The sequence below is a fragment of the Loktanella salsilacus genome (assembly GCF_900114485.1).
Lineage (GTDB): Bacteria > Pseudomonadota > Alphaproteobacteria > Rhodobacterales > Rhodobacteraceae > Loktanella > Loktanella salsilacus.
The window spans coordinates 91,256-114,594 of the sequence record NZ_FOTF01000010.1; the positions used below are offsets into that span (position 1 = coordinate 91,256).

Annotated in this window: 23 protein-coding genes and 1 riboswitch; of the genes, 13 read left to right on the forward strand and 10 right to left on the reverse strand. The window is 61.4% G+C overall.

Annotation, left to right across the window (positions count from 1 at the left end):
• The first annotated feature begins 39 nt into the window (after positions 1-39).
• Complete coding sequence (gene fdxA / locus BM131_RS10695; protein WP_090189285.1) at positions 40-375, forward strand: ferredoxin FdxA; 336 nt, start codon at positions 40-42, stop codon at positions 373-375.
• Positions 376-576: 201 nt separating this feature from the next.
• Positions 577-1,086, forward strand: coding sequence for a CarD family transcriptional regulator (locus BM131_RS10700; protein WP_090189287.1), 510 nt, complete (start codon positions 577-579; stop codon positions 1,084-1,086).
• A gap of 153 nt (positions 1,087-1,239) precedes the next feature.
• Here the strand turns inward: BM131_RS10700 and purD are convergent, their stop codons facing one another.
• On the reverse strand, positions 1,240-2,508 hold the full coding sequence (gene purD, locus BM131_RS10705; protein WP_090189289.1) for a phosphoribosylamine--glycine ligase: 1,269 nt from the start codon (positions 2,506-2,508) through the stop codon (positions 1,240-1,242).
• A 72-nt stretch (positions 2,509-2,580) separates the two neighbouring features.
• On the opposite strand from purD, the gene xseA reads away from it, so the two are divergent.
• Positions 2,581-4,038 (forward strand): exodeoxyribonuclease VII large subunit, encoded by a 1,458-nt coding sequence (xseA, locus tag BM131_RS10710; RefSeq protein ID WP_090189290.1) that lies wholly within the window; start codon positions 2,581-2,583, stop codon positions 4,036-4,038.
• Here xseA and BM131_RS10715 read toward each other — a convergent pair.
• Both BM131_RS10715 and BM131_RS10720 read right to left on the reverse strand, forming a co-directional pair.
• A complete protein-coding gene (locus BM131_RS10715; RefSeq protein ID WP_139222616.1) occupies positions 4,035-4,418 on the reverse strand; it encodes a hypothetical protein in 384 nt (127 codons plus the stop codon). The genes xseA and BM131_RS10715 overlap by 4 nt on opposite strands.
• Complete coding sequence (locus BM131_RS10720; RefSeq protein ID WP_090189411.1) at positions 4,415-5,434, reverse strand: alkane 1-monooxygenase; 1,020 nt, start codon at positions 5,432-5,434, stop codon at positions 4,415-4,417. The genes BM131_RS10715 and BM131_RS10720 overlap by 4 nt, the downstream gene beginning before the upstream one ends.
• A 182-nt stretch (positions 5,435-5,616) precedes the next feature.
• Between BM131_RS10720 and BM131_RS10725 the strand changes: the two genes are divergently transcribed.
• Positions 5,617-7,302: an NAD(P)H-dependent oxidoreductase subunit E gene (locus BM131_RS10725; RefSeq protein ID WP_090189294.1), complete on the forward strand. Its 1,686-nt coding sequence runs from the start codon at positions 5,617-5,619 to the stop codon at positions 7,300-7,302.
• A gap of 9 nt (positions 7,303-7,311) precedes the next feature.
• Here the strand turns inward: BM131_RS10725 and BM131_RS10730 are convergent, their stop codons facing one another.
• Positions 7,312-8,193 carry a lytic transglycosylase domain-containing protein gene (locus BM131_RS10730; protein WP_090189296.1) on the reverse strand — a complete coding sequence of 294 codons (882 nt, stop codon included), beginning with the start codon at positions 8,191-8,193 and terminating at the stop codon, positions 7,312-7,314.
• Positions 8,194-8,307: 114 nt separating this feature from the next.
• Here BM131_RS10730 and ftsY point away from each other — a divergent pair, with 114 nt between their 5' ends.
• From ftsY to BM131_RS10745, 3 genes are all read left to right on the forward strand, one after another.
• A complete protein-coding gene (gene ftsY / locus BM131_RS10735; protein WP_090189297.1) occupies positions 8,308-9,441 on the forward strand; it encodes a signal recognition particle-docking protein FtsY in 1,134 nt (377 codons plus the stop codon).
• A gap of 73 nt (positions 9,442-9,514) precedes the next feature.
• Positions 9,515-10,417, forward strand: coding sequence for a DMT family transporter (locus BM131_RS10740; protein ID WP_090189299.1), 903 nt, complete (start codon positions 9,515-9,517; stop codon positions 10,415-10,417).
• 12 nt (positions 10,418-10,429) lie between these two features.
• Positions 10,430-11,041 (forward strand): inner membrane-spanning protein YciB, encoded by a 612-nt coding sequence (locus BM131_RS10745; RefSeq protein ID WP_090189301.1) that lies wholly within the window; start codon positions 10,430-10,432, stop codon positions 11,039-11,041.
• A gap of 12 nt (positions 11,042-11,053) precedes the next feature.
• Here the strand turns inward: BM131_RS10745 and BM131_RS10750 are convergent, their stop codons facing one another.
• Genes BM131_RS10750 through BM131_RS10760 form a run of 3 tightly spaced genes read right to left on the reverse strand, consistent with a single transcriptional unit; the run spans position 11,054 to position 12,499 of the window.
• Positions 11,054-11,383, reverse strand: a complete 330-nt coding sequence (locus BM131_RS10750; RefSeq protein ID WP_090189303.1) for a PilZ domain-containing protein — start codon at positions 11,381-11,383, stop codon at positions 11,054-11,056.
• A gap of 55 nt (positions 11,384-11,438) precedes the next feature.
• Positions 11,439-12,146, reverse strand: coding sequence for a glutathione S-transferase N-terminal domain-containing protein (locus tag BM131_RS10755; RefSeq protein WP_090189304.1), 708 nt, complete (start codon positions 12,144-12,146; stop codon positions 11,439-11,441).
• A 29-nt stretch (positions 12,147-12,175) separates the two neighbouring features.
• Positions 12,176-12,499, reverse strand: a complete 324-nt coding sequence (locus tag BM131_RS10760) for a hypothetical protein (protein WP_090189306.1) — start codon at positions 12,497-12,499, stop codon at positions 12,176-12,178.
• A 102-nt stretch (positions 12,500-12,601) separates the two neighbouring features.
• Positions 12,602-12,679: riboswitch (SAM riboswitch) on the forward strand.
• A 45-nt stretch (positions 12,680-12,724) separates the two neighbouring features.
• Here BM131_RS10760 and metZ point away from each other — a divergent pair.
• From metZ to BM131_RS10775, 3 genes are all read left to right on the forward strand, one after another.
• Positions 12,725-13,900: an O-succinylhomoserine sulfhydrylase gene (gene metZ, locus BM131_RS10765; RefSeq protein WP_090189308.1), complete on the forward strand. Its 1,176-nt coding sequence runs from the start codon at positions 12,725-12,727 to the stop codon at positions 13,898-13,900.
• Positions 13,901-14,014: 114 nt separating this feature from the next.
• Entirely contained in the window at positions 14,015-15,118 is a 1,104-nt protein-coding gene (gene folE2, locus BM131_RS10770; protein WP_090189310.1) for a GTP cyclohydrolase FolE2, read from the forward strand.
• Positions 15,119-15,172: 54 nt separating this feature from the next.
• A complete protein-coding gene (locus BM131_RS10775; RefSeq protein ID WP_090189312.1) occupies positions 15,173-16,621 on the forward strand; it encodes a TrkH family potassium uptake protein in 1,449 nt (482 codons plus the stop codon).
• Between the two features lie 36 nt (positions 16,622-16,657).
• Here the strand turns inward: BM131_RS10775 and BM131_RS10780 are convergent, their stop codons facing one another.
• From BM131_RS10780 to BM131_RS10790, 3 genes are all read right to left on the reverse strand, one after another.
• Positions 16,658-17,140 (reverse strand): hypothetical protein, encoded by a 483-nt coding sequence (locus BM131_RS10780; RefSeq protein ID WP_090189314.1) that lies wholly within the window; start codon positions 17,138-17,140, stop codon positions 16,658-16,660.
• Between the two features lie 155 nt (positions 17,141-17,295).
• Positions 17,296-17,733, reverse strand: a complete 438-nt coding sequence (locus BM131_RS10785) for a PACE efflux transporter (RefSeq protein ID WP_090189315.1) — start codon at positions 17,731-17,733, stop codon at positions 17,296-17,298.
• Positions 17,734-17,831: 98 nt separating this feature from the next.
• Positions 17,832-19,634: a trypsin-like peptidase domain-containing protein gene (locus tag BM131_RS10790; protein WP_090189316.1), complete on the reverse strand. Its 1,803-nt coding sequence runs from the start codon at positions 19,632-19,634 to the stop codon at positions 17,832-17,834.
• 169 nt (positions 19,635-19,803) lie between these two features.
• On the opposite strand from BM131_RS10790, the gene BM131_RS10795 reads away from it, so the two are divergent.
• The 3 genes from BM131_RS10795 to glyS are packed head-to-tail and all read left to right on the forward strand — an operon-like array spanning position 19,804 to position 23,296.
• A complete protein-coding gene (locus tag BM131_RS10795) occupies positions 19,804-20,724 on the forward strand; it encodes a glycine--tRNA ligase subunit alpha (protein WP_090189318.1) in 921 nt (306 codons plus the stop codon).
• On the forward strand, positions 20,721-21,248 hold the full coding sequence (locus BM131_RS10800; protein ID WP_090189320.1) for a DUF6446 family protein: 528 nt from the start codon (positions 20,721-20,723) through the stop codon (positions 21,246-21,248). Before BM131_RS10795 ends, BM131_RS10800 begins: the two co-directional genes overlap by 4 nt.
• A complete protein-coding gene (glyS, locus tag BM131_RS10805) occupies positions 21,248-23,296 on the forward strand; it encodes a glycine--tRNA ligase subunit beta (RefSeq protein WP_090189322.1) in 2,049 nt (682 codons plus the stop codon). Before BM131_RS10800 ends, glyS begins: the two co-directional genes overlap by 1 nt.
• Positions 23,297-23,339: the final 43 nt, after the last annotated feature.

Consider the following 23,339-nt stretch of genomic DNA (forward strand, 5'->3'; position numbering starts at 1 on the left):
GCCTAGCAAGTCCCCCAAACCAGAGCCGGAACAACGCCCATGACCTATATCGTCAACGACAACTGCATTGCCTGCAAATTTACCGACTGCGTCGAAGTCTGCCCCGTGGACTGCTTCTACGAAGGCGAAAACATGCTGGTGATCCATCCTGACGAATGCATCGACTGCGGCGTGTGCGAACCTGAATGCCCTGCTGACGCGATCCGCCCTGATACAGAGCCGGACATGGAAAAGTGGGTCGAATTTAACCGTAAGTATTCGGAAAAATGGCCGGTCATCATCACCAAGAAAGATCCTTTGCCAAATGCAGAGGAAATGGACGGTAAGCCGGGCAAGATGGACCTGTTCAGCGAAGCCCCCGGCGAAGGCGGCTGATTCGGCACAAAGCTGCTGCGCAAGCCTTTGGTTTTGCGCAGCTTTGATCTACCATACACGACCCTTTCGCGGGGGTGAATTTTGTGGTATGGTAAGCGCAATGCTGCCAATGACCTGACCCAATTTCGGCGCCACCAGCCCTGACGATGACGACTGTCACCGCCGGGGTCTTTTGCCGTTCGGGTCACAGAAAGGATTGCCATGAGCAAGTCAAAGAAAAAAGAGTTCCAACCAAACGAATTCGTTGTCTACCCCGCCCATGGCGTCGGTAAAATCGTCTCGGTCGAGACGCAGGAAGTGGCGGGATTCGAGCTGGAAATGTTCGTCATCGCCTTTGAAAAAGACAAGATGACGCTGCGGGTGCCGACACATAAGGCCACCGAAGTCGGCATGCGCGCTTTGTCCACGCCTGACGTCGTCAGCCACGCCATGAAAACGCTGCGCGGTAAGGCCAAGGTCAAGAAAGCCATGTGGTCACGCCGCGCGCAAGAATATGAGCAAAAGATCAACTCTGGCGATCTAATTGCTATTGCAGAAGTCGTTCGGGACCTGCATCGTGCAGATGACCAGCGCGAACAAAGCTACTCTGAGCGTCAGCTGTATGAGGCCGCTTTGGAGCGTCTGACACGCGAGATTGCTGCCGTGGCCGGCAACGACGAGAAGGCCGCAGCAGAAGAGATCGGTTCGGTTCTGGTGGGTCGCGCGGCGTAAGCCCGATCTATCAGGGAGGAGGGAAGGCCGCACTTGGGAGGGTGCGGCCTTTCTTCGTGTTGGGGCTTATTTTTTTAATGAAACGAGGCGCTTAGGCGAAATGCCCGCGCCTGACCGCTGCCGATTTTCCGTCCGAAAAATCGGCAGCTAGCCTTAGCTAAGTGCGCGCCAGCCGATGTCACGGCGGCAGAACCCTTCGGGCCAATCAATCGCATCGACCATGGCATAGGCCCGCGCGTGGGCCTGCTCCAGCGTGTCGCCGCGCGCGGTGATTCCCAGCACGCGCCCACCGTTCGCGATGATCTGACCTTCGTTCGATTCGGCCGTGCCCGCGTGAAAGGTCATGTGAAAGCTGTCCTCTGGCAGATCGCCAAGGCCGTGGATCGCGGTGCCCTTTTCATAGGTGCCCGGATAGCCGTTGGCGGCCATCACGACCGTCAGCGCATGATCGTCTGCCCAATGCACCTGCTCGCCGTCCAGCCGCCCTTCGGCGCAGGCTTGCAGCAGATCCAAGACCTGACCGCCAAGGCGCATCATCAGCCCCTGACATTCCGGATCGCCAAAGCGGACGTTGTATTCCACCAGACGCGGCTGGCCGTCCTTGATCATCAGCCCGACAAACAGAACGCCGGTAAACGGCGTGCCGCGCGCGGCCATTGCAGCCATCGTCGGGCGCACGATCTGGTCCAGCGCCTTTTGCGTCACGGCGTCCGTCATCACCGGGGCAGGGGTGTAGGCCCCCATGCCGCCCGTGTTCGGGCCGGTGTCGCCGTCATAGGCGCGTTTGTGGTCCTGCGCTGTGCCGATCGGCAGCACGGTCTTGCCGTCGCACAGCACAAAGAAAGACGCCTCTTCGCCGTCCATGAACTCTTCGACCACAACCTCGGCCCCGGCGTCGCCGAATTGGCCGCCCATCATGTCGTCGATGGCGGCCAGCGCCTCTTCCATTGTCATGGCGACGACGACGCCTTTGCCTGCGGCAAGGCCGTCAGCCTTAATCACGATGGGCGCGCCTTGGGTCTGCACGTAGTCCCGCGCGTCATCGCGGTGGGTAAAGTGGCCATAAGCGGCTGTCGGTGCGTCGCAGGCATCGCAGATCGCTTTTGTGAAAGATTTCGACGATTCTAGGGCCGCTGCGGCAGCAGAAGGTCCGAAAACTGAAAACCCTGCGGCGCGGCATGTGTCGGCAACACCGGCAGCAAGGGGGGCCTCTGGCCCGACGATGATGAAATCAATCGCATTCTGCGCGGCGAAATCGACCACCGCTGCCCCGTCCAGAATGTCCAGCGCGGCGCATTCGGCAACCTGCGCGATGCCCGCATTGCCGGGCGCGACGATCAGGCGATCGCACTTTGGGTTCTGCTTGATGGCCCAGGCCAGCGCATGTTCGCGTCCGCCGTTGCCCAGGATCAGGATGTTCATGGGGGTCTCTCCGCTTGGCCTTGGTTGGGATGCGTTCTAAGGTCAGCGCCGACACACCACAAGGGCGCACCGATGGACCTTTTTGAACACGCCACCCCCGCCAGCAATGCACCCGAATTTACGGTCAGTGAAATTTCTGGCGCCGTGAAGACGATGATCGAGGGTGAATTTGGCCATGTCCGCATCCGCGGCGAGGTCGGGCGCGTGTCGCGGCCCCGGTCGGGGCATATGTATCTGGACCTAAAGGACGACCGTTCGGTTATTTCTGGCATCATCTGGAAAGGCCGCGCTGATGCGCTGCCGCAACTGCCAGAAGAAGGCATGGAAGTCGTCGCCACCGGCAAGCTGACGACCTTCCCCGGTCAGTCTAAGTATCAGATAATCATCGAAGATATCGCCCCCGCCGGGGCCGGTGCCCTGATGGCGATGCTGGAAAAGCGCAAAGCGTTGCTGCAGGCCGAGGGGTTGTTCGAAGCCACGCACAAGCAGCCACTGCCGTTCCTGCCGGACATCATCGGCGTCGTCACATCCCCCTCTGGCGCGGTGATCCGCGATATTTTGCACCGTCTGCGGGATCGTTTTCCGCGCAAGGTCTTGGTGTGGCCCGTGGCCGTGCAAGGCGCGAAATGCGCGGCAGAGGTCGCGGCGGCGATTCGCGGATTTAACGCGCTAACCCCCGGCGGGGCCTTGCCGCGCCCTGATTTGTTGATCGTCGCGCGCGGCGGTGGCTCGCTCGAGGATCTTTGGGGCTTTAACGAAGAAATCGTCGCCCGCGCCGCATTCGACAGCAACATCCCGCTGATTTCTGCCGTGGGGCACGAAACGGACACGACGCTGATCGATTTCGTGTCGGACCGCCGCGCGCCGACCCCAACGGCAGCGGCCGAAATGGCTGTGCCGGTGCGGATGGATCTGTTCGCGGCGCTGGACAACCAAGGCGCGCGCATCAGCCGGGCCGTGACCCAAGGTCTGGGCCTGCGCCAGCAGCGAGTACGCGATTTGGCCCGCGCCTTGCCGCAGTCCGACGCCTTGTTGCAGGGGCCGCGCCAGCGGCTGGATTATCTGGGTGAACGCCTGCCTGCAGCCTTGAATGCGGCGGCGGCGAAAAAGCGGGTGCAGCTGGCGAATGCTGCCCTGCGCCCTGCGGTCTTGCAGCGCGGCATCGCAGAGCAGCGGCGCAGGCTTGATACCCTTGGCGCGCGGCTGGACCCGGCCTTGCAGCGCCGCGTGGCGGACGCCGGGGCGAAACTGGCTGGGCAACGGCTGATCCCGCCTGACCTAACCCGCAAGCGCGAGCGGCTGGACGATTGGCTGCAACGCCTGTCTGACCGCGCCGCCCGCCAGCAAGATCAGCGCCGCGCCCGTCTGGCGCAGCTTGACCGCGTCCGTGAAACGCTGGGGTATAAGGAAACGCTCAAGCGTGGCTATGCCGTGGTGCGCGCGGTTGGTGCGGTCGTGACGACGGCGCAGGGTGTCAAAGATGCGGCGCAGGTCGAGATTGAATTCGCCGATGGCCGCGTGACGGTCTAGGACAGCAGCTCTGGCCCCGGGCAGACCAGCGGGATAGGGGCCTCTGTCGCCTCGAACAGCACGGTGCCGGTGGTGGATTGCGCCCGCAGGCCCCGTTCAGTGCGGGTCACGGTCCAGCATTTCGGGGCCGGATCAGTGCCGTAGGTAAAGCAGATCAGCTCGCCCCGGCTGAACCAGCGGCCCGTCTGGCACAGGCCCGGCGCGGCGGACCATGTCACGCTGCGGTCCGCGCCATAAGCCTCTACCCCAAAGGGTGTGCCGTCGGGCTGGGCAAAGGTCAGGGTTTTGCCGCTGACATAGGCGTCAAAGCCGTCCCCATCCAGCACCTGAGCCGCTGCAGGCGTGGCGAAGCATATCGCCAATGCCAGCGCTCGAATCATGCCTGCGTCCAGCGCCGCACGCGGCGGTCCATGACGCGCCGCCACAGCGGTGGGATCAGCGCCAGCGATGCCATTGCGGGCAGGGACCTTGGCAGGGTGGGGCTTGCCGTGTCGATATTCAGCGCCGGAAACGGGCGCGCGGGATGCGCATGGTGATCGGCATGGCGCGGCGCGTTCAGCATCAGCGCGGCGGAAAACCAATGCGGTGCGTTCCAGCTATGGCGGGCACCGACCGGCTCTAGCTTGCCGTCGGGGCCAGTTTTGCGCATTAAACCATAATGTTGCACATAATCAGACAGCAGCAGTTGCACCTGCGCATAGGCGACCAGCGCCAGATATCCGGCGAACCCGCGCGCGCCGCCAAGGGCAATGGCCGCGATCAGCATCGCCGCGCCGCCGCCCAGATAGACAACATAAGGATGATGCCACGTGCTGCGGCCGACACGGTCCAGCCGCGCCGTTTCGGCCTGCATCCCTGCGCGAAAGGCCCCGATCCAAGCGCGGGGGGCATAGGCCCAAAACCCTTCGCCAAGGCGCGCGGTCGCGGGGTCATCAGGCGTGGCGACAAGGCGGTGATGGATCAGCACATGCGCCGAGGTGTGGTGCCCGTAAAGCATTGAGATATAGACCCATTGCCCCAGCCGGTGCAGTCCGCGCCCGCCCTTGTGAATCAGCTCGTGCGCGTTCGAATTGCTCACCTGTCCGAAATAAAGCCCCGCCGCTGCAACCAGCCCGATCGTACTGGGCAGCCCAAGGGGACGCTGCCCGATGGTCCAGACGATCAACGCCAGCAGTGCCAGATGGCCAATGCCAAGCACGACGCATAGTGCGTCAGCGGCGGGAAATTCAGCAGCGGGATCAGCGGCTCGCGGCTGCGCGGTGACAACAAGCTGGTCCAGTAGATAGGTAAAAACCGTCATGTAAAGCAGCGCCGCCAGCACCCAGACCCCGCCCTGCAAGGCAGCGAGCGCCAGCAGGGGCAGCGGTAAAAGCGTGGCGAAGGCGAACAGGAACATGGGGAATCGGCAGGTCAGAGTTGGATTCGCCTTTGCTATACCATCATCCGCACGGCGTTTGGCGGCAAATGGCGCAGGCATGATCATTGGTCGCACCGCAGGTGTGGCGCAAGGTGTCGCTTTTCCATCGCCCCGCGCGCGCCACCCCCTTATGCTGACCGAACAAAAGGCGAGGGGCAGTCATGGCGCTGGATCAAAAGGACGGGGTCTGGAAATCGGGCCGTGGTAAGGGACGGCGCACGCCAAAGGGGCGGCAGCTGGTTGACGCGGCATGGGCCGAGGTGCGCGCGCTGATCGGCGACGGGCCGCACCCACGCGATATGCTGATCGAATATCTGCACCTTGTGCAGGATCGCTATGGCCACTTGTCCGCCGCCCACATGCGCGCCTTGGCCGAGGAAATGCGCCTGTCGCAGGCCGAAGTTTACGAAGTCGCAACCTTCTACGCCCACTTTGACGTGGTCAAAGAAGAGGAAACACCGCCCCCCGCCCTGACCATTCGCGTCTGCGATTCGCTGTCTTGCGAACTTGCCGGTGCGCAGGCGCTGAAACAGGCGCTGACAGATGGGCTCGACCCCGCGCAGGTCCGCGTGCTGCGCGCACCTTGCATGGGCCGCTGCGATACTGCGCCGGCCGTGCATCTGGGGCACTACTCGATCGATCACGCCACGCTGGATAAGGTGAAAACCGCCATCGCTGCGGGCCACATTCATGCAGATATGCCCGAATACCAAGGCTTTGATGCCTACCGCGCCGATGGCGGCTATATCAAACTGGCAGAGCTGCGCGATCACGGCGATTGGGACGCGGTGCAGGACAGCATCGCATCATCCGGCCTGCGCGGTCTTGGCGGCGCAGGTTTCCCATCAGGCAAAAAGTGGAGCTTTGTGCGATCCGAAGAGGCCCCCCGCCTGATGGCCGTCAACGGGGACGAGGGCGAACCGGGCACGTTTAAAGACCGCAAATACCTCGAAGACGCGCCGCATGTGTTTCTAGAAGGGATGCTGATCGCCGCCGCCGCCGTCGATGCGGCGCGGATCTATATCTATATGCGCGACGAATACCCCGCCGCGATCCAGATCTTGCGCCAGGAAATTGCCGCGCTGGAAGCCGCCGGCATCATCGCTGCAGGCTACGTCGTGCTGCGGCGCGGCGCGGGCGCCTATATCTGCGGCGAAGAGTCCGCGATGATCGAAAGCATTGAGGGCAAGCGCGGCATCCCGCGCCACCGCCCGCCTTATGTCGCGCAAACCGGTGTCTTTGGCCGCCCGACGCTGGTGCATAACGTGGAAACGCTGGTCTGGGTCGCGCGCATCTGCCGCGAGGGGCCGCAGATTCTGTCGGATGTGGTGAAAAATGGACGCAAGGGTCTGCGCAACTATTCGGTCTCTGGCCGGGTGGCACAGCCGGGCGTTTATCTGCTGCCGGCCGGATCAACGATTTTGGATGTGATTGATGCGGCGGGCGGCATGGCCCCCGGCCACACCTTCAAGGCCTACCAGCCGGGCGGGCCGTCCTCTGGCCTGCTGCCCGCCAGCATCAATGACGTGCCGCTCGATTTCGACACACTCGCCGACTACGGCACCTTCATCGGCTCTGCCGCGGTGGTTGTGCTGGGACATACGGACAGCGCGCGCGGCGCAGCGCTGAATATGCTGGACTTTTTCGCCAGCGAATCCTGCGGTCAGTGCACCCCGTGCCGGGTGGGCTGCGAAAAGGCGGTCGGCCTGATGGCCGCGCCTAAATGGGACGCCGATCTGCTGACCGACCTGTGCCAAGTCATGACGGACGCCAGTATCTGCGGCCTTGGCCAAGCTGCGCCGAACCCGATAAAATCGGTGCTAAATCACTTTAAGGACGAGGTGTAAGGCGCTGACTTAGTTGCGATAAACGGCGCAGGTGCAGCCCTGACGCCGGATGTCGTTACACAGCTTGTTCGCCTCGCGAGAGGACTGCGCACCAACGCGGGCCATGTAATAGCCTTGCCGCCCCGACACCCGATTGCGGGTGAAAATCAGATCGACGGGCTTGCCCGACAGCGTCCCGCGGCACGCCTGCGCCCGCCGATCAAAGGCAGCGCGGGCTTGGCTTTCCGATTTACCAAAGGCCAACTGCACACCCCACGGCGCATACGAAGGCGCGGGTGGTTTGAACTGCGTATAGGTCCGGTTGCGCGCCATATCGTGACAGGCGGCGCGAAACGGCATGTCACCCTGCAAGCGGAAATCAGGTACCTCTGGCGGGGCGTCGCGCCAAGTTTCTGCCGTCAGCCCGGTGATGATCTGGACGTAATCGACGGTTTCCCGGGCCAATCCACCGCTTTTTGCAATCAACCCCGTGGCGCGGGACTCTCCACCATTATAGGCGACAGCCGCCAGCCCCGGATTGCCAAAGCGGTCGATCAGATCGCCTAGATACTGCGCTGAAAATTCAAGCGCTTCGGCCGGGTTATAAGGGTCGCGCAGACCCCGCATTTCAGCGGTGCTGTCGATAAACTGGGCAATGCCGCGCGCCCGCGCAGGCGATAACGCGTTGGGATCAAAGCGGCTTTCCTGCCAGATCAGCCGCGCGAAAAACGCGGGGTCCATGGCGTTTTCCTGCGCAAAGGCGTCGATGGCCTGACAGGTGTCGGCCACGAAATGCGCGGGGCGAATGCACTGCACTGCGCCAAACTGCCCGGTGCTACACAGCGTGCCGCCTTCGGCGCGGGCAAGGCCCGGCAAGAACAGCAAAAGGACAAGGCTTATCAGGCGCAACATGGCACCAGCTTAGACGCGGGCAGTGCCGTGCCGTCAACTGGCAGGGCGCGCACTCTTTCCTTTGCCCCGGCTTGGCACTAGCTAAAGCCAACACTTATCCGCGAGGCAGCGCTCATGGCATTTTTCAAGAAGCTGAAGGACCGCATGTTCCGGTCGTCGGACAAGCTGGACGAAGGCTTGGACGCGATTGTCAGTGCAGGGGGCACCGGACCTGAACCGACTGCGCCCCAACCTGTCGCCCCTGAACCTGTCGCCCCCCAACCGGTCGCGCCCGAACCTGCCGCGCCGCCGCCTGTTCCGCAACCGCCCGCGCCGACCCCAACCCCAACCCCAGAACCTGCACCCACGCCGCCCGCCGCCAAACCCGCAGGCATCCTTGGCCGCATGTTCGGCACCGAGCAAAAAGAGGTTGTGCGCCGCACACTTGACGACGCCATGGTCGAACAGCTCGAAGAGTTGCTGATCGCCGCCGATATGGGCGTGGATACTGCCCTGCGCGTGACCGCTAATATGGCCGAAGGCCGCATGGGTCGCCGCCTGTCCGTGGACGAAATTAAACAACTGCTGGCCGACGAAGTCACCCGCATCATGGAACCCGTCGCCCGGCCCATGCCGCTTTATAACCAAAAACCGCAGGTCGTGCTGGTCGTGGGCGTGAACGGCTCTGGCAAGACCACGACCATCGGCAAGCTGGCCAGTCAGTTTAAGGCAGCGGGCAAATCCGTTGTCATCGCTGCTGGTGACACCTTTCGCGCGGCGGCTGTTGAACAGTTGCAGGTCTGGGGCGACCGCGCTGGCGTGCCCGTTCTGACTGCACCCGAAGGGTCTGACCCTGCCTCGCTCGCCTTTGACGCCATGACCAAGGCGCAGGCGGACGGAGCTGATCTGCTGATGATCGACACCGCTGGCCGCTTGCAAAACCGCGCCGATCTGATGGAGGAGCTGTCCAAAATCGTTCGCGTGATCCGCAAGAAAGACCCTGACGCGCCGCACAACACTTTGCTGGTGCTTGATGCCACGACGGGTCAAAATGCCCTGCAACAGGTCAAAGTGTTTCAGGAACTCGCCGACGTCTCTGGCCTTGTGATGACCAAACTGGACGGCACCGCCAAAGGCGGCGTGCTGGTCGCGCTGGCGGACAAGTTCGGCCTGCCGATCCACGCCATCGGCGTCGGAGAGCAGATCGACGACCTTGCCCCCTTCGATCCCGAGGATTTCGCCCGCGCTTTGGTCGGGCTCGACGCATGATCCCTTCATCTGGCCCGGAAAACTCCGGGGGGCGGCGACAGCCGGGGGGCTGGCCCCCCTGCGCGGTGCGGTAATGGGCGACTGGCTCGTGCAAATCGCCGGCACGCCAGAGGGCGCGCGGCTTGCGACACTCCTCGCGCTGATGTCCGCTGTCGCGCACGCCGCATTTGGCGCGCTGCAAAAAGGGCGGCATGATCCGTGGCTGTCGCGCGGCGCGATTGACGGCTGGCTGGTGGTCATTTCGGCCCCCGTCGCGCTGTTTATCGTGCCTTGGCCGACGGGGCAGGTGGCGTTCCTGCTCGCGGGCGCATTGGTGATCCATTTCGCTTACAAAGTCACAATGGCGCTATCGTATGAACGCGCGGCCTATACGGTTGTCTATCCAGTCGTGCGCGGAACGGGGCCGCTGGTCACGGTATTGGCCGCGAGCGTGATTTTCCACGAACATTTTACGCTGGTGCAATGGCTCGGCGTCATGTGCCTGTCGGGCGGTATTCTGATGCTGGCTTTCGTCAACCTGCGCGAAAATAAGCTGGACTTGCGGGCCATGCAAATCGGCCTGCTTTGGGCATTGGCGGCAGGTATTATCGTTGCGATTTATACCACCTACGATGCCTACGGCATCCGGCAAGCTGCTGATCCGTTTACGTTTTTAGCGTGGTTCTTCTTTATCACCGCACTTGATTTCCCCATACTTGCCACGATCCGCTATCGCCGCATGGCCAACCCGCCCGCCCTTGGGCCGCTGATGCTGCGCGGCTTTTTCGGGTCTTTCATCGCGTGGCTGTCCTTTGGCGGCGTCATGCTCGCCACTCGCCTTGATAAAGTCGGAGAGGCCGCCGTGCTGCGCGAAACATCTACCGTGTTTGCGGCGCTGATCGGCTATTTCATTCTGGGCGAGACGGTGGGTAAACGCCGCGCCGCGCTGATGGCGCTGGTTGCCTTGGGCGCGGTAATCGTGGAAATGGGCGGCTAGAGGGAGACCAACATGGCCACGCAACCGATCAATCCGTTTCTGAAACAGGTGCTGGAACTTGGCCCGACGGTCATGTTCTTTATCGTCTACACCCGGATCAAGGACGACGTTTTTACTATCGGCGGGACGGAATATTCCGGCTTTATCCTATCCACGCTGATCTTTATCCCGATTCTGTTGGCCGCAATGGGTCTGCTGTGGGCGCTGACCAAAGAACTAAGCCGCATGCAGATTTTCACCGCGTTTATGGTGATTTTCTTTGGCGGGCTGACGGCTTATTTCAATGACGAGCGGTTTTTCAAAATGAAAACCTCTATCGTGTATGCCGTCATCGCGGCCGTGTTGGGCATTGGCCTGCTGCGCGGCAAATCCTATATGGAATGGGCGATGGGTGCGGCCTTGCCGATGGAACATAAGGGCTGGATGATCCTGACCCTGCGCGTTGCGCTGTTCTGTGTCGCCTTGGCGCTGTTCAACGAATGGCTGTGGCGCACGCAATCGACAGACCTGTGGGTCAAGATTGAAACCTTTGCCTTTCCAGTGATCAGCATGATCTTTCTTGGTTGGCAGTTCTATGCAGTGCGCGACTATATGATCGAAGAAGACGCCGGGCCTAAAGCCTAACCGCCCTTTATCTTATCGCATTTCGCGCAGCGCCATAGAGTTGAAGCGCGCTGCAGGACTGCTGCGCACGCCTTGGCGCAGCAGATCCACAAGCGCGGGGCGCGCAGGCATTGTAAAGGCGACCCCGATACGGTGCGCGGTGACCCAGCGCACGGTGCCGGTGACCTTTTCGGACATCACCTCTAGCGCGACACGTTCGCCGCTTACGACATTTTCCACACCTTCCAGACGCGCGCCGCCCTGATTGACGTCAATCAAGGTGGCCCGTTGTCGGTCGCGCGGCGTTGTCACCGTCAGGACAAAGGCCGTCGGATAGCGGTGTTTGCGGAATTTCTGGTTCATGTTCAATTCCCCTACGATAGCAAACCAGTGCTAGCGCAGGGATATGAACATTCGGTTAGGACGGTTTAGAGAACAGCTGATCCTGCGCGCCGCGATCCTTGGCAAAATCCCCGCGCAGTTCTGCATGCAGGGCGCGGCCGCGCAGCACGGCGGGGCGGGTGCCGACTTGGTCCAGCCAGCGCGCAAGGTGGGGTTTGTCGTCCAGCGTCTGCTGTTGGCCTTCCCAGAGGGACGCCCAGCCCCAGCAGGCCATATCGGCGATGGAATAATCGCTGCCCGCGATATACTCGTGTCGCGCCAACTGCTTGTCCATCACGCCGTACAGGCGCGCGACCTCGGTGCGGTAGCGGTTCTTGGCGTAGGGCAGATCGTTGGGCGGATCCATTGCGGGGGCATATTTCAGGAAATGATGCGCTTGGCCCGCCATGGGGCCAAGCCCGCCCATCTGCCACATCAGCCACTGATCGACGGCAATCCGGTCCCGCTCTGTCGCGCCGCCAAATTTACCGGTTTTGCGCGCCAGGTATTGCAAGATCGCCCCGGATTCAAAGATCGAGATCGGCGCACCATCCGGCCCGTCTGGGTCGGTGATCGCAGGCATGCGGTTGTTGGGGGAAATCGCCAGAAAATCCGGCTTGAACTGGTCACCTTTGCCGATGTTCACCAGATGCGTGGTATAGGGTAGGCCGAACTCTTCCAGCGCGATGGACACCTTCCAACCATTTGGAGTGGGCCAGAAATACAGATCAATCGGGGCGGACATAGCAGGCCTTTCGCAGCAGGCGGCCAGATTTAGCCGCGTCTGCGATGGTAGTTCCTCAGCGCCGTTGCGCAATGGCAGACTTCGGCCCGCATGATCTGGCAATATAGGTCAATGCCGCCCCGCACGATCCGCCAGATCGCGCAGCCTTTGCCGCCACGGTCACAGGCCAGCGCGGTGCGGGCGGAAAAGGTCATGTCGGCGGGGCCAAAGGTGGCCCGGTTAAGCACCAGCGACATGCGAAACAGCGTGATTTCGGTGATTTCGTCGTCCAGCACGTCGGGTGGCAAGGCAAAGGCGTCTTGCAAACGCGTGCGAAATGGACGGCGGCGGTCTTCGGTTGTCTGGTAGGTCATGGGCAAACCCGCGCTACATCTTGTGTGCCGTTGTCGTAGCCCGATTTCGTAACCAGCCCGTGACACCTGCGCCCGCCTTGACGCAGTTTTGCGCGCCGCCTATAGCGGACCCGTGGTGATTTGATGCCAGATTGCGGGCCACGTTAAACAATTCGCTAAAAGGGTAAGGGGTTTGCCCCGATACCTGTCGGTGTCGGGGTTTTTCTTTGCCGGAAAGGGCACGCCATGACCGAATGGAACAAGCGCACCAAAGCCGTTCACGCAGGCACGCGCCGCAGTCAGTATAACGAAGTCTCAGAGGCGATCTTCCTCACGCAGGGGTTTGTCTATGACACAGCAGAGGACGCGCAGCAGCGGTTCCTGAAGGCGGGCGAGGATGAGTTCATCTATGCCCGCTATGGCAACCCGACGACCGCGATGTTCGAAGACCGCATCGCCGCGATTGAAGGGGCCGAAGACGCCTTTGCCACAGCATCTGGCATGGCCGCCGTGTCTGGCGCTTTGATGTCTGTCCTGAAGGCCGGCGATCACGTCGTCAGCGCCCGCGCGCTGTTCGGGTCCTGCCTATATGTGCTGGAAGAGGTGCTGACCCGCTACGGCGTCGAAGTCACATTCGTTGATGGCACCGATCTGGCCCAGTGGAAGGCCGCCCTGCGCCCGGACACCAAGATCGCGTTTTTCGAATCCATCTCGAACCCCGCGCTCGAAGTCGCTGACCTGCCGGGCATTGCTAAGCTGGCGCACGACGTCGGCGCGATGGTCATGGTCGACAACGTCTTTGCCACGCCGGTTTATTCCCGCGCGCTGGAACTGGGCGCAGACGCCGTGATCTATTCCGCGACCAAGCATATCGATGGGCAAGGCCGGGCCCTGGCGGGGGTGATCCTGGGCAGCAAAGAATTCATTCGCGGCACGGTCGAACCCTATATGAAGCATACCGGCGGCTCCATGTCGCCCTTCACCGCGTGGATGCTGGTTAAGGGATTAGAGCACATGGACCTGCGCGTGCGCGCACAGACGGCCAGCGCGCTTCACATCGCCAAAGGGCTAGAAGGCCACCCCAAGCTGACCCGCGTGATCTATCCCGGGCTGGAAAGCCATCCGCAGTATCAACTGTGCATGGATCAGATCGGCGCGGGCGGCACGGTGCTGGCGATTGACGCTGGATCACAAGAGGCGTCGTTCAAGCTGCTGAATGCGCTTGGTATTTTCCTGATCTCGAACAACCTTGGTGATGCGAAATCCATCGCAACGCCGCCTGCATCCACCACGCACCAGCGTCTGCCCGCCGATCAAAAGGCACATCTGGGCATCACCCCCGGTCTGATCCGCCTGTCGGTCGGCCTTGAAGACCCGGATGATCTGCTGCGCGATCTGCTTGCAGCGCTTGACGCGGTCTAAGGAGATGTCGCACCCTTGTGGTGCGACATTATGCCAAACTGTCGCAATAAAGTTGGAAACTGGGCAGCGACGCCCCACTTAACGGGGTGAGAAACGCAAAAGGTGTGTGCTGCCATGAACATTCAGTCCCGTGACCTTGACCGCCAGCCGAGCCGTGCCGAGGCAGAGGCCGCGCTGAGCCTGCTGCGGCGTTGGGCTGGCGATGCAAGCGCCGAGGAAATTGTGACCCTTGATCCCCAGATCGGCAGCCTTTTGCCCGGTCAGTCGGCGTCTGATTATCCGGCCATGGCGCGGGTCTACCCCGAGGATTTTGTGGTCGATGCCGCCTATAAAGCGACCTTGCCTGACCTGCAGAACGGCCCCACCAGCCTGATCCGGGGCGCCCAGCGTCAGATCCAACACGTCGGGATTTCCAACTTCCGCCTGCCGATCCGGTTCCACACTCGCGACGCGGGCGATCTGACGCTCGAAACCAGCGTCACGGGCACTGTGTCGCTTGAGGCTGAAAAGAAGGGCATCAACATGTCCCGCATCATGCGGACATTCTACAAGCACGCCGAGGAAACCTTTAGCTTTGAGGTGATTGAGCGCGCTTTGGACGCCTATAAAACAGACCTCGAAAGCTTTGATGCCCGCATCCAGATGCGGTTCAGCTTTCCGATGAAAGTTGAAAGCCTACGGTCCGGCCTGTCGGGCTATCAATATTACGATATCGCGCTGGAACTGGTGGAAACAGACGGCGTGCGCCGCAAGATCATCCACCTCGATTATGTTTATTCCAGCACCTGCCCATGCTCGCTGGAGCTGTCCGAACACGCCCGCCAGTTCCGCGGCCAGTTGGCCACGCCGCATTCGCAGCGGTCGGTGGCGCGGGTGTCTGTGGTGCTGGAACCCGGCCAGCAGACCGCCTGGTTCGAAGACCTGATCGAGATGGCGCGCGCCGCTGTGCCGACGGAAACACAGGTCATGGTGAAACGCGAGGACGAGCAGGCCTTTGCCGAACTGAACGCCGCCAACCCGATCTTTGTCGAAGACGCGGCCCGTCTGTTTGCCGAACAGTTGCAAATGGACCCGCGCATCGGTGATTACCGCATCGTCGCCAGCCATCAGGAAAGCCTGCACAGCCATGACGCCGTGTCGGTCCTGACCGAAGGTCCGACCTTTGCTGCACAGTCCATCGACCCGCGCCTTTTTGCGTCACTTTTCCACGTCGGTTAGGGCGGAACGCGCTGGACGCTTGACAGCGCGGCGGCGTCGATGCACCTCGGTTGAATGATTGACCTACGCCCTGTTGGATATGTAATCGGCCTTCTGGTCGCCACGTTGGGGCTGACCATGCTGCCGTCATTTATGGCGGACCTGCTGGCAGGGAACGGGCATTGGCCGGTCTTTCTGGAATCCGCGATCATCACCAGCCTGACCGGCACGCTGCTGGCCATGTCCTGCGCCAATGGCGTGACCGCTGGCCTGACCGTGCGGCAGACGTTTTTGCTGACCTCGACGATCTGGATCACGCTGCCGCTGTTTGGCGCGATCCCGTTCATCATCGGGGCGACGAACTGCGACTTTACCGATGCCTATTTCGAGGCGATGTCAGGCCTGACCACCACCGGGGCCACCGTGCTTGGCGGGCTAGAGGCGCTGCCAGAAGGCATCAAGCTATGGCGCGGCACGCTGCAGTGGCTGGGCGGCATTGGTATCATCGTTGTAGCCATGGTGTTCCTGCCGGAACTGCGCGTCGGCGGCATGCAGATTTTCCGGTCTGAATCCTTTGACACGATGGGCAAGATCCTACCCCGTGCCGGCCAGATCGCGTCGCGCATTTCGGTCATCTATGTCGGCCTGACGCTGGCCTGCGCATTGACCTACAGCGCGCTGGGTATGCCAACCTTTGATGCGGTGGTTCATGCGATGACGACGCTATCGACGGGCGGCATGGCGAACACTGACAGCTCTTTTGGGATCTACGGCGCGGGCATCCACTATGTCGGCGCCTTTTTCATGTTCAGCGCCGCGCTGCCCTTTGTGCGTTATGTGCAACTGCTTGGCGGCTCGGCCAAGCCGCTGATGCGCGACAGCCAGGTGCGCACGTTCTTTTGGATCATCATGGTCTGCGTGCTGATGATCACAGCCTGGGTCTGGGGCCGCGAAGGCCAAGTGACCGAACTGGCTTTCCGCGAGGCGCTGTTCAACGTCGTCTCGATCATTTCCGGCACGGGCTATGCCAGCGCGGATTACATGGCTTGGGGCACATTTCCGGTCGTGATGTTCTTTTTCATCGGCTTGATCGGCGGCTGCGCCGGATCGACGGCTTGTTCGATCAAGGTGTTCCGCTACCAGCTGCTCTTCGCCTCGCTCAAGGCGCAGATCCGACAAATCCACTCGCCCCACGGCGTGTTTATTCCCCGCTACGAAGGGCGTCCGGTGGGGCAGGACGTGCTCAACTCTGTGATGGCGATGTTCGTTTTGTACATTTTGCTGGTCGGCATCTTTTCCGTGCTGCTGGGCCTGACGGGGCTGGATTTCATCACCTCTGTGTCTGGCGCGGCCACTGCGCTGGCCAATGTCGGCCCCGGTTTGGGGACGGAAATTGGCCCCGCTGGCAACTTTGTCGGTCTGAATGACACCGCCAAATGGCTGCTGGCCGCGGCGATGTGGATCGGCCGGCTGGAAATCATGGTGGTGCTTGTCATCATGACGCGGCGGTTCTGGCGCGAATAAAGCGCCCTTCGACCAGATCGGCCGAAGGGCTGGGGCCTAGGCCGTGGCAAGCCGCTTGGGTGCGCCTGTCAAAAAACGATCCATCAAATAGGACATCAGCAGCGTCATCCCGACATGGCCGACAAAGGATGACTGGGTGTAGGTGCCGAAATCCATCATAAAGCTGCGCCCGATAAAGGGGGCTAGCATACCTTGGGCGACGAACCATAGGATCAGTCCTGACACGAGCCCGGTCAGGAAGACCCGCGCGGGCATCAGCAACCGGATCAGGTAGACAAACACGCCAAACCCGACAGAACCGATGGCAAAGTGGACCGGGAACGCGGTCAGATGCGAAATCTGCAAACCCGCCAGCTTTTCCGCAAGCGCGATGACAAGGTTCGAGGGTTGCAGCGTTGGGCCAAACAGCAGCGGCGATATAAGCCAAGCGTAAAGCTCGAACACGATCTCTCCAATCAGGCCGGCGAGGATGACAGATGCGGCGATCTGTATGCGAGGGGAGGCATGGGGGAGAAGCATTGGTATCGGGTCCTAACTGTTTGCTGCATCTGCAAGATGAACAGGTAGGTAGGAGGGGGGTGCAGGCGGGGCAACCAACGCTTTTCTGACGCGAATTCTCTTTTGCGCGACGTATGTTACCGTTTTTACGACCAGCAGTTGGTTGGGGCGGTGCGCTAGTCCTGCGCGGCGGCCTGCTTCCATTCTGCCAGCGGAAACATCCAGTCATAGGCCCAGTTAAACGCAAAGGCATAGGCCATGTAAAACAGCGCAAATGACACGTCCATGACAAAGGCCTGCGCCAGCGTAATGCTAAGATACCACGCGATAAAGGGCATCAGCGCGATCAGCAGGCCGCCCTCGAACAGCACCGCGTGCAGCACGCGCACCCGGCGCGATTTCAGCGTATTGCCTGTGGTCCGCTTCAGCCACAGATCGAACAGGAAGTTATAGGCGACATTCCACAGCATCGCGGTCGTCGCGCTGACGACGCTGATCACGCCAATGTCGTGCATCGGCTGGTGGAATACGAAGGACGCGAGCGGAATAACCAGCATCAAGGCGATAACCTCAAAGCTGATGGCGTGACGGATACGGTCGGCTAAAGTGCGCATGACACCCTCTGATTAGGTGCTGGGTCGTCCCGGCTATGATCATGTCTCAGAGGTCGTCCTCGCCCTTTACATGGCCGTTTCCCCGCGCAACTTCAAGCCTACCAACAGCTGACCAGCACCGTGCTTTCGGCGGCGCGCAGGGTCAGGGTTTCGGGGGGCATAAAGGCCAGCGTGTCCGTAGTGTCAGTCGCGATCCCGGCATCAGACAGGGCCGCGACAATCCGGTCAGCATCGATGATAAAGCTGACGTCAGGCGGCAGCAGCTGGCCGTCCTGCGCGACCTTTGGCAGCAGCATCCCCAGCACGGCGCCGCCGTTATCGAACACAGGGCCGCCCGCGTCGCCGTCACGGGCGGTCAGGGTCAGACGCTTCAGGTCTTCTTCGCCATTCAGGCCGCGAATATCGGCCAGGCGGCCAAAGGTCAGCGTCGGCGTCACCAGCACACCGCCGTACGGATAACCCGCGACGGCGATTTCGGTCTGCAAGCGCGGGACCTGCGTTTGGAACGCTGCGACAGATTGGGGCGACAGCGCCTCATCCGGGGTCAGCACGGCGATGCCAAGGTCTGTATCGGTCATGGTGACCGTGGCCGGGTGGCTGCCGTCGATGCTGATTTCTTCGCAGGATTCCACAGCCATCGCATCGGTCAATACGCGGCCTTGCATGTCGATATAGAACCCGGTGCGCGACGTTTTTGGTTTGCGGATTTGCAGGCCAGCCACCAGATCAATTGCCTGATCCTCGTCCGGGCTGGCAATTGCGGGGTCCAGCACGCCGTCGATGGCATTAAAGCTGTTCTTCATCTCGTCCCGAATGCGGTCAAAGCGCGCAGAATCGCCTGCGGGCCAGACAAGGGCGAACCCTTTGATCTGCCCGTCCTCAAGCTGGGCCGAGACGTAGGATTGCACATCTGCGCTTGTGCCCGCGATTTCAAAGCTGGCGTCTTTGCGGCTACGCTCGCCCTCTGGCGGGAAAATCGCCAAAGTTTGCAGGATTTCATAAAGGCCAAAGAGGCGGTTCTGGTCGCCGCTTTGGCTGATCAGCAGCACCTGCGCGGGAATGTCGCCCTTGGAACCAAAACGGGCAAAGGGCGGCTCGTATTCGGTAAAGCTGACAGCGCCGGTGGGAATCAGGACCTCGACCCCGGCGGCAGTGTCGCGCACCAGTTGCAGGTTCATGCCGTCCAATACGCTGTTATATGCGCCGACCAGCTGCGCGCGCTGCGCCGTGGTCAGCACGCCTGTGGGGGCAAAGCCTTGCGCCAGCTGCCATGCCTCCATCGCGCCGCGGGTGCCGCGGCCAAAGGCACCGTCAACGGCGGCGTCATAGAAACCAGCCCAGCCAAGGGCGGTTTGCAGCAGCTCTTTTTCGTCTTGGGTCAACGCCTGTTCGGACACCCGGGCGTCTTGTACGGATTCCTCTGGAATAGCCTCAACTTCAGGGGCGGGTTCCGGTGCGGCAGGGGTCGCATCAACGACTTGCGGTGCGGCATCTTCAACAGCCGGGGCGGTTTCGGCCTCTGCCTCTGCCGCGGGGGCAGGGGGTGCAAGGGGCGGGCGGGCATCGCCCGGCGCCGGCCAATACTGATCGCCAAAGCGCTCTCCGTTTGTCAGGAACGCATCGGACGGGGCCAGACCTGCTTGCCGCATTTCGCGCAGGGCAGCCGTGGCGGCCTCTCGGCTTGCGTAGGGGCCCATGACGACGGCAAACCAGCTACGGCCAAGCCGGTAGCCAAAGACATTTTCCGTCTGGCTGGCATAGACCCGCACCCGCGTATCAGCGGCGGTCTGGGTCGGTTGCGCTTCTAGCTGAATATAGGTGCCGCTCGCGGCCTGTGCGAAAGCGATTTGGGACGTCAGGCTAAAGCTTGCGGCTGCAATCCAGATTGCCAATGGTTTCATCTGCTTACAGTCCTTCATAACTTCGCACAGATCACTCGCGCGCTTTTACCAGACCCGCCCCTGCTTGCAGCACAATTCGGCGTGTTCCCGCGCAAATTAAGGCGCTGTGGCACGATTGACCCTGTGGCCTGCGCGGCCTATGCAACACCGACTTTGCAAAGAGGGCGAGATGTCAGGCCAACCGCGCAGTTTTCAAGAGATCATCCTACGGCTTCAGTCCTACTGGGCCGCGCAGGGCTGCGCCATGCTGCAGCCTTACGACATGGAGGTCGGTGCAGGCACCTTCCACCCCGCCACGACCCTGCGGGCGCTGGGATCAAAGCCGTGGGCCGCGGCCTATGTGCAGCCATCGCGCCGCCCCACCGACGGGCGCTATGGCGAAAACCCGAACCGGTTGCAGCACTATTACCAGTATCAGGTCATCATCAAACCAAGCCCGCCGAACCTGCAGGATCTGTACCTTGGCTCTCTCAAGGCGATTGGAATCGACGCATCGGTGCACGATGTGCGCTTTGTCGAAGACGACTGGGAATCCCCGACGCTGGGCGCTTGGGGCCTTGGCTGGGAGGTCTGGTGCGACGGCATGGAAGTGTCGCAGTTCACCTATTTCCAACAGGTCGGGGGCCATGATTGCAGCCCCGTGTCGGGCGAATTGACCTACGGGTTAGAGCGTTTGGCGATGTATGTCCTTGGCGTCGATCACGTCATGGATATGCCGTTCAACGACCCGGACGCGCCGACACCGCTGACCTATGGCGACATCTTTTTGCAGACCGAACAGGAATATGCCCGTTGGAACTTTGACGTGGCCGACACCGACACGCTGCTGCAGCACTTTAAGGATGCAGAGGCCGAATGCGCCCGTATCTTGGATCAGGACGCCGTCGATCCGAAGACCGGCAAGACCATTCGCATGGCGCATCCGGCCTATGACCAAGCGATCAAGGCCAGCCATCTGTTCAACCTGCTCGACGCGCGCGGCGTGATTTCGGTCACAGAACGCCAAGCCTATATCGGCCGGGTGCGCAATCTGGCCAAGGCCTGCGCTGATGCCTTCGTGCAGACGCCCGCAGGCGGTGCCGCCGCATGATCGCGAAAATTTGGATTATCTTCATCATGTTGACAGCCCTGATCGCCGGTGCCGCCCTGTATTATCTGCAGGTCTATGCCTATTACGTCGAAATCGCACCGCAGGACGCAAATGTGCAACTTGTGTCCCTGACCAGCGGCGACGCAGAGCCGATTGCGTTCGGTAACTTCAAGGCGATCGACAGCGACAGCAGCCCGCTGCGCTACCGCGCCTGCTATGACATGCCCGCTAGCCTTGCGATGCTGACGGAAACTTACCAGATCGCCGACGACGCCGAACCCCGCGTCGCGCCGGGCTGGTTCGACTGCTTTGATGCGAACCAAATCGGTGACGATATCCAAGCGGGCGTTGCCGTCGGCTTTGTTGGCCAGAATGACGTGAAATACGGCATCGACCGCATCGTCGCCGTCTACCCCGATGGCCGGGCCTATGCTTGGCACCAAATCAACGCCTGCGGCGAGGTCGTCTTTGACGGTAACCCCGCCCCCGAAGGCTGCCCAACTCCGCCAGAAAGCACGCGCTGATGCCTGATCTTCTGATTGAACTCTTCTCTGAAGAAATCCCCGCCCGCATGCAGGCGCAAGCCGCTGCCGATCTGCAAAAGCTGGTCACGAATGGTCTGGTCGAGGCTGGCCTGACCTACGCCGCCGCCGCCGCCTTTGCGACGCCGCGCCGTTTGGTGCTGTCTATCGAAGACCTGACCGCAGAAAGCCGCGCCGTGCGCGAAGAGCGTAAGGGCCCCAAGGTCGGCGCGCCGGAAAAGGCGCTTGAAGGGTTCCTGCGATCCACTGGTTTGACGATTGATCAGCTGGAACAGCAAGAAGACAAAAAAGGCGCGTTCTACGTCGCCGTGATCGATAAGCCGGGCCGCAAAGCCGCCGAGATTATCGCCGAAGTGCTGGAACAAACGATCCGCAACTTCCCCTGGCCCAAGTCGATGCGCTGGGGCAACGGCACGCTGCGCTGGGTCCGCCCATTGCATACGATCCTATGCATCCTTGTCGGTGACGACGGGGCAGAGGTCGTGCCGATGGATGTCGACGGCATCGCCGCTGGCAACACCACACGCGGCCACCGCTTTATGGGGCCGGACGCCTTTTCTGTAACCTCTTTCGAGGATTACGAGGCGAAGCTAAAGCGCGCCAAGGTCATGCTGCGCGCCGAAGAGCGCGCCGATGCGATCTGGCAGGATGCCACATCGCAGGCTTTTGCGAACGGCCTCGACGTGGTCGAAGATCGCGGTCTGCTGGCCGAAGTCGCGGGTCTTGTCGAATGGCCCGTCGTGCTAATGGGCCGGATTGACGACCAGTTTCTGGACCTGCCGGCAGAGGTTTTGCAAACCTCGATGAAAGAGCATCAGAAGTTCTTCTCTGTCCGTGATGCGAAATCGGGCCGGATCGAACGCTTTATCACCGTGGCCAATATCGAAACCGCCGACGATGGCGCGACGATTTTGAACGGCAACCAGCGCGTGCTGTCTGCCCGTTTGGCAGATGCAAAGTTCTTCTGGGACAATGACTTGCGGGTCGCTAAGGCTGGCATGCAGCCATGGCTGGACGGTCTGGCCAATGTTACTTTCCACAACAAACTGGGCAGCCAGCGTGACCGGATCGACCGGATCGCCGCCCTAGCGCGCGACATCGCGCCCGTTGTCGGGGCTGATGCGGATCAAGCATTTGAGGCCGCGCAGATCGCCAAGGCTGACCTGCGGTCTGAAATGGTTGGGGAATTCCCTGAACTTCAAGGGCTTATGGGCCGTTACTATGCGCTGGCCGCTGGCCGCGCCGAAGCCGTCGCCGCCGCATCCGAGGCGCATTGGAAGCCGCAAGGCCCGTCCGACATGGTCCCCACCGCGCCCGTGTCCGTCGCCGTCGCGCTGGCTGACAAGCTGGACACCTTGACCGGTTTCTGGACGATCGACGAAAAGCCGACGGGTTCCAAGGACCCCTTTGCGCTGCGCCGTGCCGCCCTTGGCGTCATTCGCCTCGTGCTGGAAAACAACCTGCGCCTGACGCTGAACCGGATTTTCGGTGAAAACTCTTGGTCTCCGTCGCTGCTGGCCTTCTTCCACGACCGCCTGAAGGTCTATCTGAAAGACCTGAATATCCGCCACGACGTCATCGACGCCTGCATCGCGATGCCGGGCAGCGACGACCTGACGCTGTTGGTCAAGCGCGCAAAGGCGTTGCAAGCGACGTTGGAGACTGACGACGGTGAAAACCTGATCCAAGGCTTCAAACGCGCCAACAATATTCTGACGCAGGCCGAAGAAAAGGACGGCGTCGAATACTCTTATGGCGCGGACATCAAGTTCGCCGAAGATCCGGCTGAAAAGGCGCTGTTCACAGCCCTTGATACCGCCGAAGCCCTGATCGCCCCAGCGATGGAGGCCGAGGATTTCGGCGCAGCGATGGCGGCGATGGCTACATTGCGCGGCCCGATTGACCAGTTCTTTACCGATGTGCAGGTAAATGCCGAAAGCCAGATCTTGCGACGCAATCGCTTGAACATGCTGTCGCGCATTCGCCAGATCTGTCTGTCAGTGGCCGATCTGACCAAAATCGAAGGCTAACGCTGCGACGAAAGTCTAACGGCGTTACCTTTTCTTTACACAC

Excerpts from the sequence above, each read along its gene's own strand:
- ftsY (WP_090189297.1), top strand. The coding sequence starts at position 8,308 with ATGGCATTTTTCAAGAAGCTGAAGGACCGCATGTTCCGGTCGTCGGAC.
- metZ (WP_090189308.1), top strand. The coding sequence starts at position 12,725 with ATGACCGAATGGAACAAGCGCACCAAAGCCGTTCACGCAGGCACGCGC.
- BM131_RS10790 (WP_090189316.1), bottom strand. The coding sequence starts at position 19,634 with ATGAAACCATTGGCAATCTGGATTGCAGCCGCAAGCTTTAGCCTGACG.
- purD (WP_090189289.1), bottom strand. The coding sequence starts at position 2,508 with ATGAACATCCTGATCCTGGGCAACGGCGGACGCGAACATGCGCTGGCC.
- fdxA (WP_090189285.1), top strand. The coding sequence starts at position 40 with ATGACCTATATCGTCAACGACAACTGCATTGCCTGCAAATTTACCGAC.
- BM131_RS10745 (WP_090189301.1), top strand. The coding sequence starts at position 10,430 with ATGGCCACGCAACCGATCAATCCGTTTCTGAAACAGGTGCTGGAACTT.
- BM131_RS10775 (WP_090189312.1), top strand. The coding sequence starts at position 15,173 with ATGATTGACCTACGCCCTGTTGGATATGTAATCGGCCTTCTGGTCGCC.
- BM131_RS10725 (WP_090189294.1), top strand. The coding sequence starts at position 5,617 with ATGGCGCTGGATCAAAAGGACGGGGTCTGGAAATCGGGCCGTGGTAAG.
- BM131_RS10800 (WP_090189320.1), top strand. The coding sequence starts at position 20,721 with ATGATCGCGAAAATTTGGATTATCTTCATCATGTTGACAGCCCTGATC.
- folE2 (WP_090189310.1), top strand. The coding sequence starts at position 14,015 with ATGAACATTCAGTCCCGTGACCTTGACCGCCAGCCGAGCCGTGCCGAG.
- glyS (WP_090189322.1), top strand. The coding sequence starts at position 21,248 with ATGCCTGATCTTCTGATTGAACTCTTCTCTGAAGAAATCCCCGCCCGC.
- BM131_RS10750 (WP_090189303.1), bottom strand. The coding sequence starts at position 11,383 with ATGAACCAGAAATTCCGCAAACACCGCTATCCGACGGCCTTTGTCCTG.
- xseA (WP_090189290.1), top strand. The coding sequence starts at position 2,581 with ATGGACCTTTTTGAACACGCCACCCCCGCCAGCAATGCACCCGAATTT.
- BM131_RS10700 (WP_090189287.1), top strand. The coding sequence starts at position 577 with ATGAGCAAGTCAAAGAAAAAAGAGTTCCAACCAAACGAATTCGTTGTC.
- BM131_RS10715 (WP_139222616.1), bottom strand. The coding sequence starts at position 4,418 with ATGATTCGAGCGCTGGCATTGGCGATATGCTTCGCCACGCCTGCAGCG.
- BM131_RS10785 (WP_090189315.1), bottom strand. The coding sequence starts at position 17,733 with ATGCGCACTTTAGCCGACCGTATCCGTCACGCCATCAGCTTTGAGGTT.
- BM131_RS10760 (WP_090189306.1), bottom strand. The coding sequence starts at position 12,499 with ATGACCTACCAGACAACCGAAGACCGCCGCCGTCCATTTCGCACGCGT.
- BM131_RS10740 (WP_090189299.1), top strand. The coding sequence starts at position 9,515 with ATGGGCGACTGGCTCGTGCAAATCGCCGGCACGCCAGAGGGCGCGCGG.
- BM131_RS10795 (WP_090189318.1), top strand. The coding sequence starts at position 19,804 with ATGTCAGGCCAACCGCGCAGTTTTCAAGAGATCATCCTACGGCTTCAG.
- BM131_RS10730 (WP_090189296.1), bottom strand. The coding sequence starts at position 8,193 with ATGTTGCGCCTGATAAGCCTTGTCCTTTTGCTGTTCTTGCCGGGCCTT.
- BM131_RS10780 (WP_090189314.1), bottom strand. The coding sequence starts at position 17,140 with ATGCTTCTCCCCCATGCCTCCCCTCGCATACAGATCGCCGCATCTGTC.
- BM131_RS10720 (WP_090189411.1), bottom strand. The coding sequence starts at position 5,434 with ATGTTCCTGTTCGCCTTCGCCACGCTTTTACCGCTGCCCCTGCTGGCG.
- BM131_RS10755 (WP_090189304.1), bottom strand. The coding sequence starts at position 12,146 with ATGTCCGCCCCGATTGATCTGTATTTCTGGCCCACTCCAAATGGTTGG.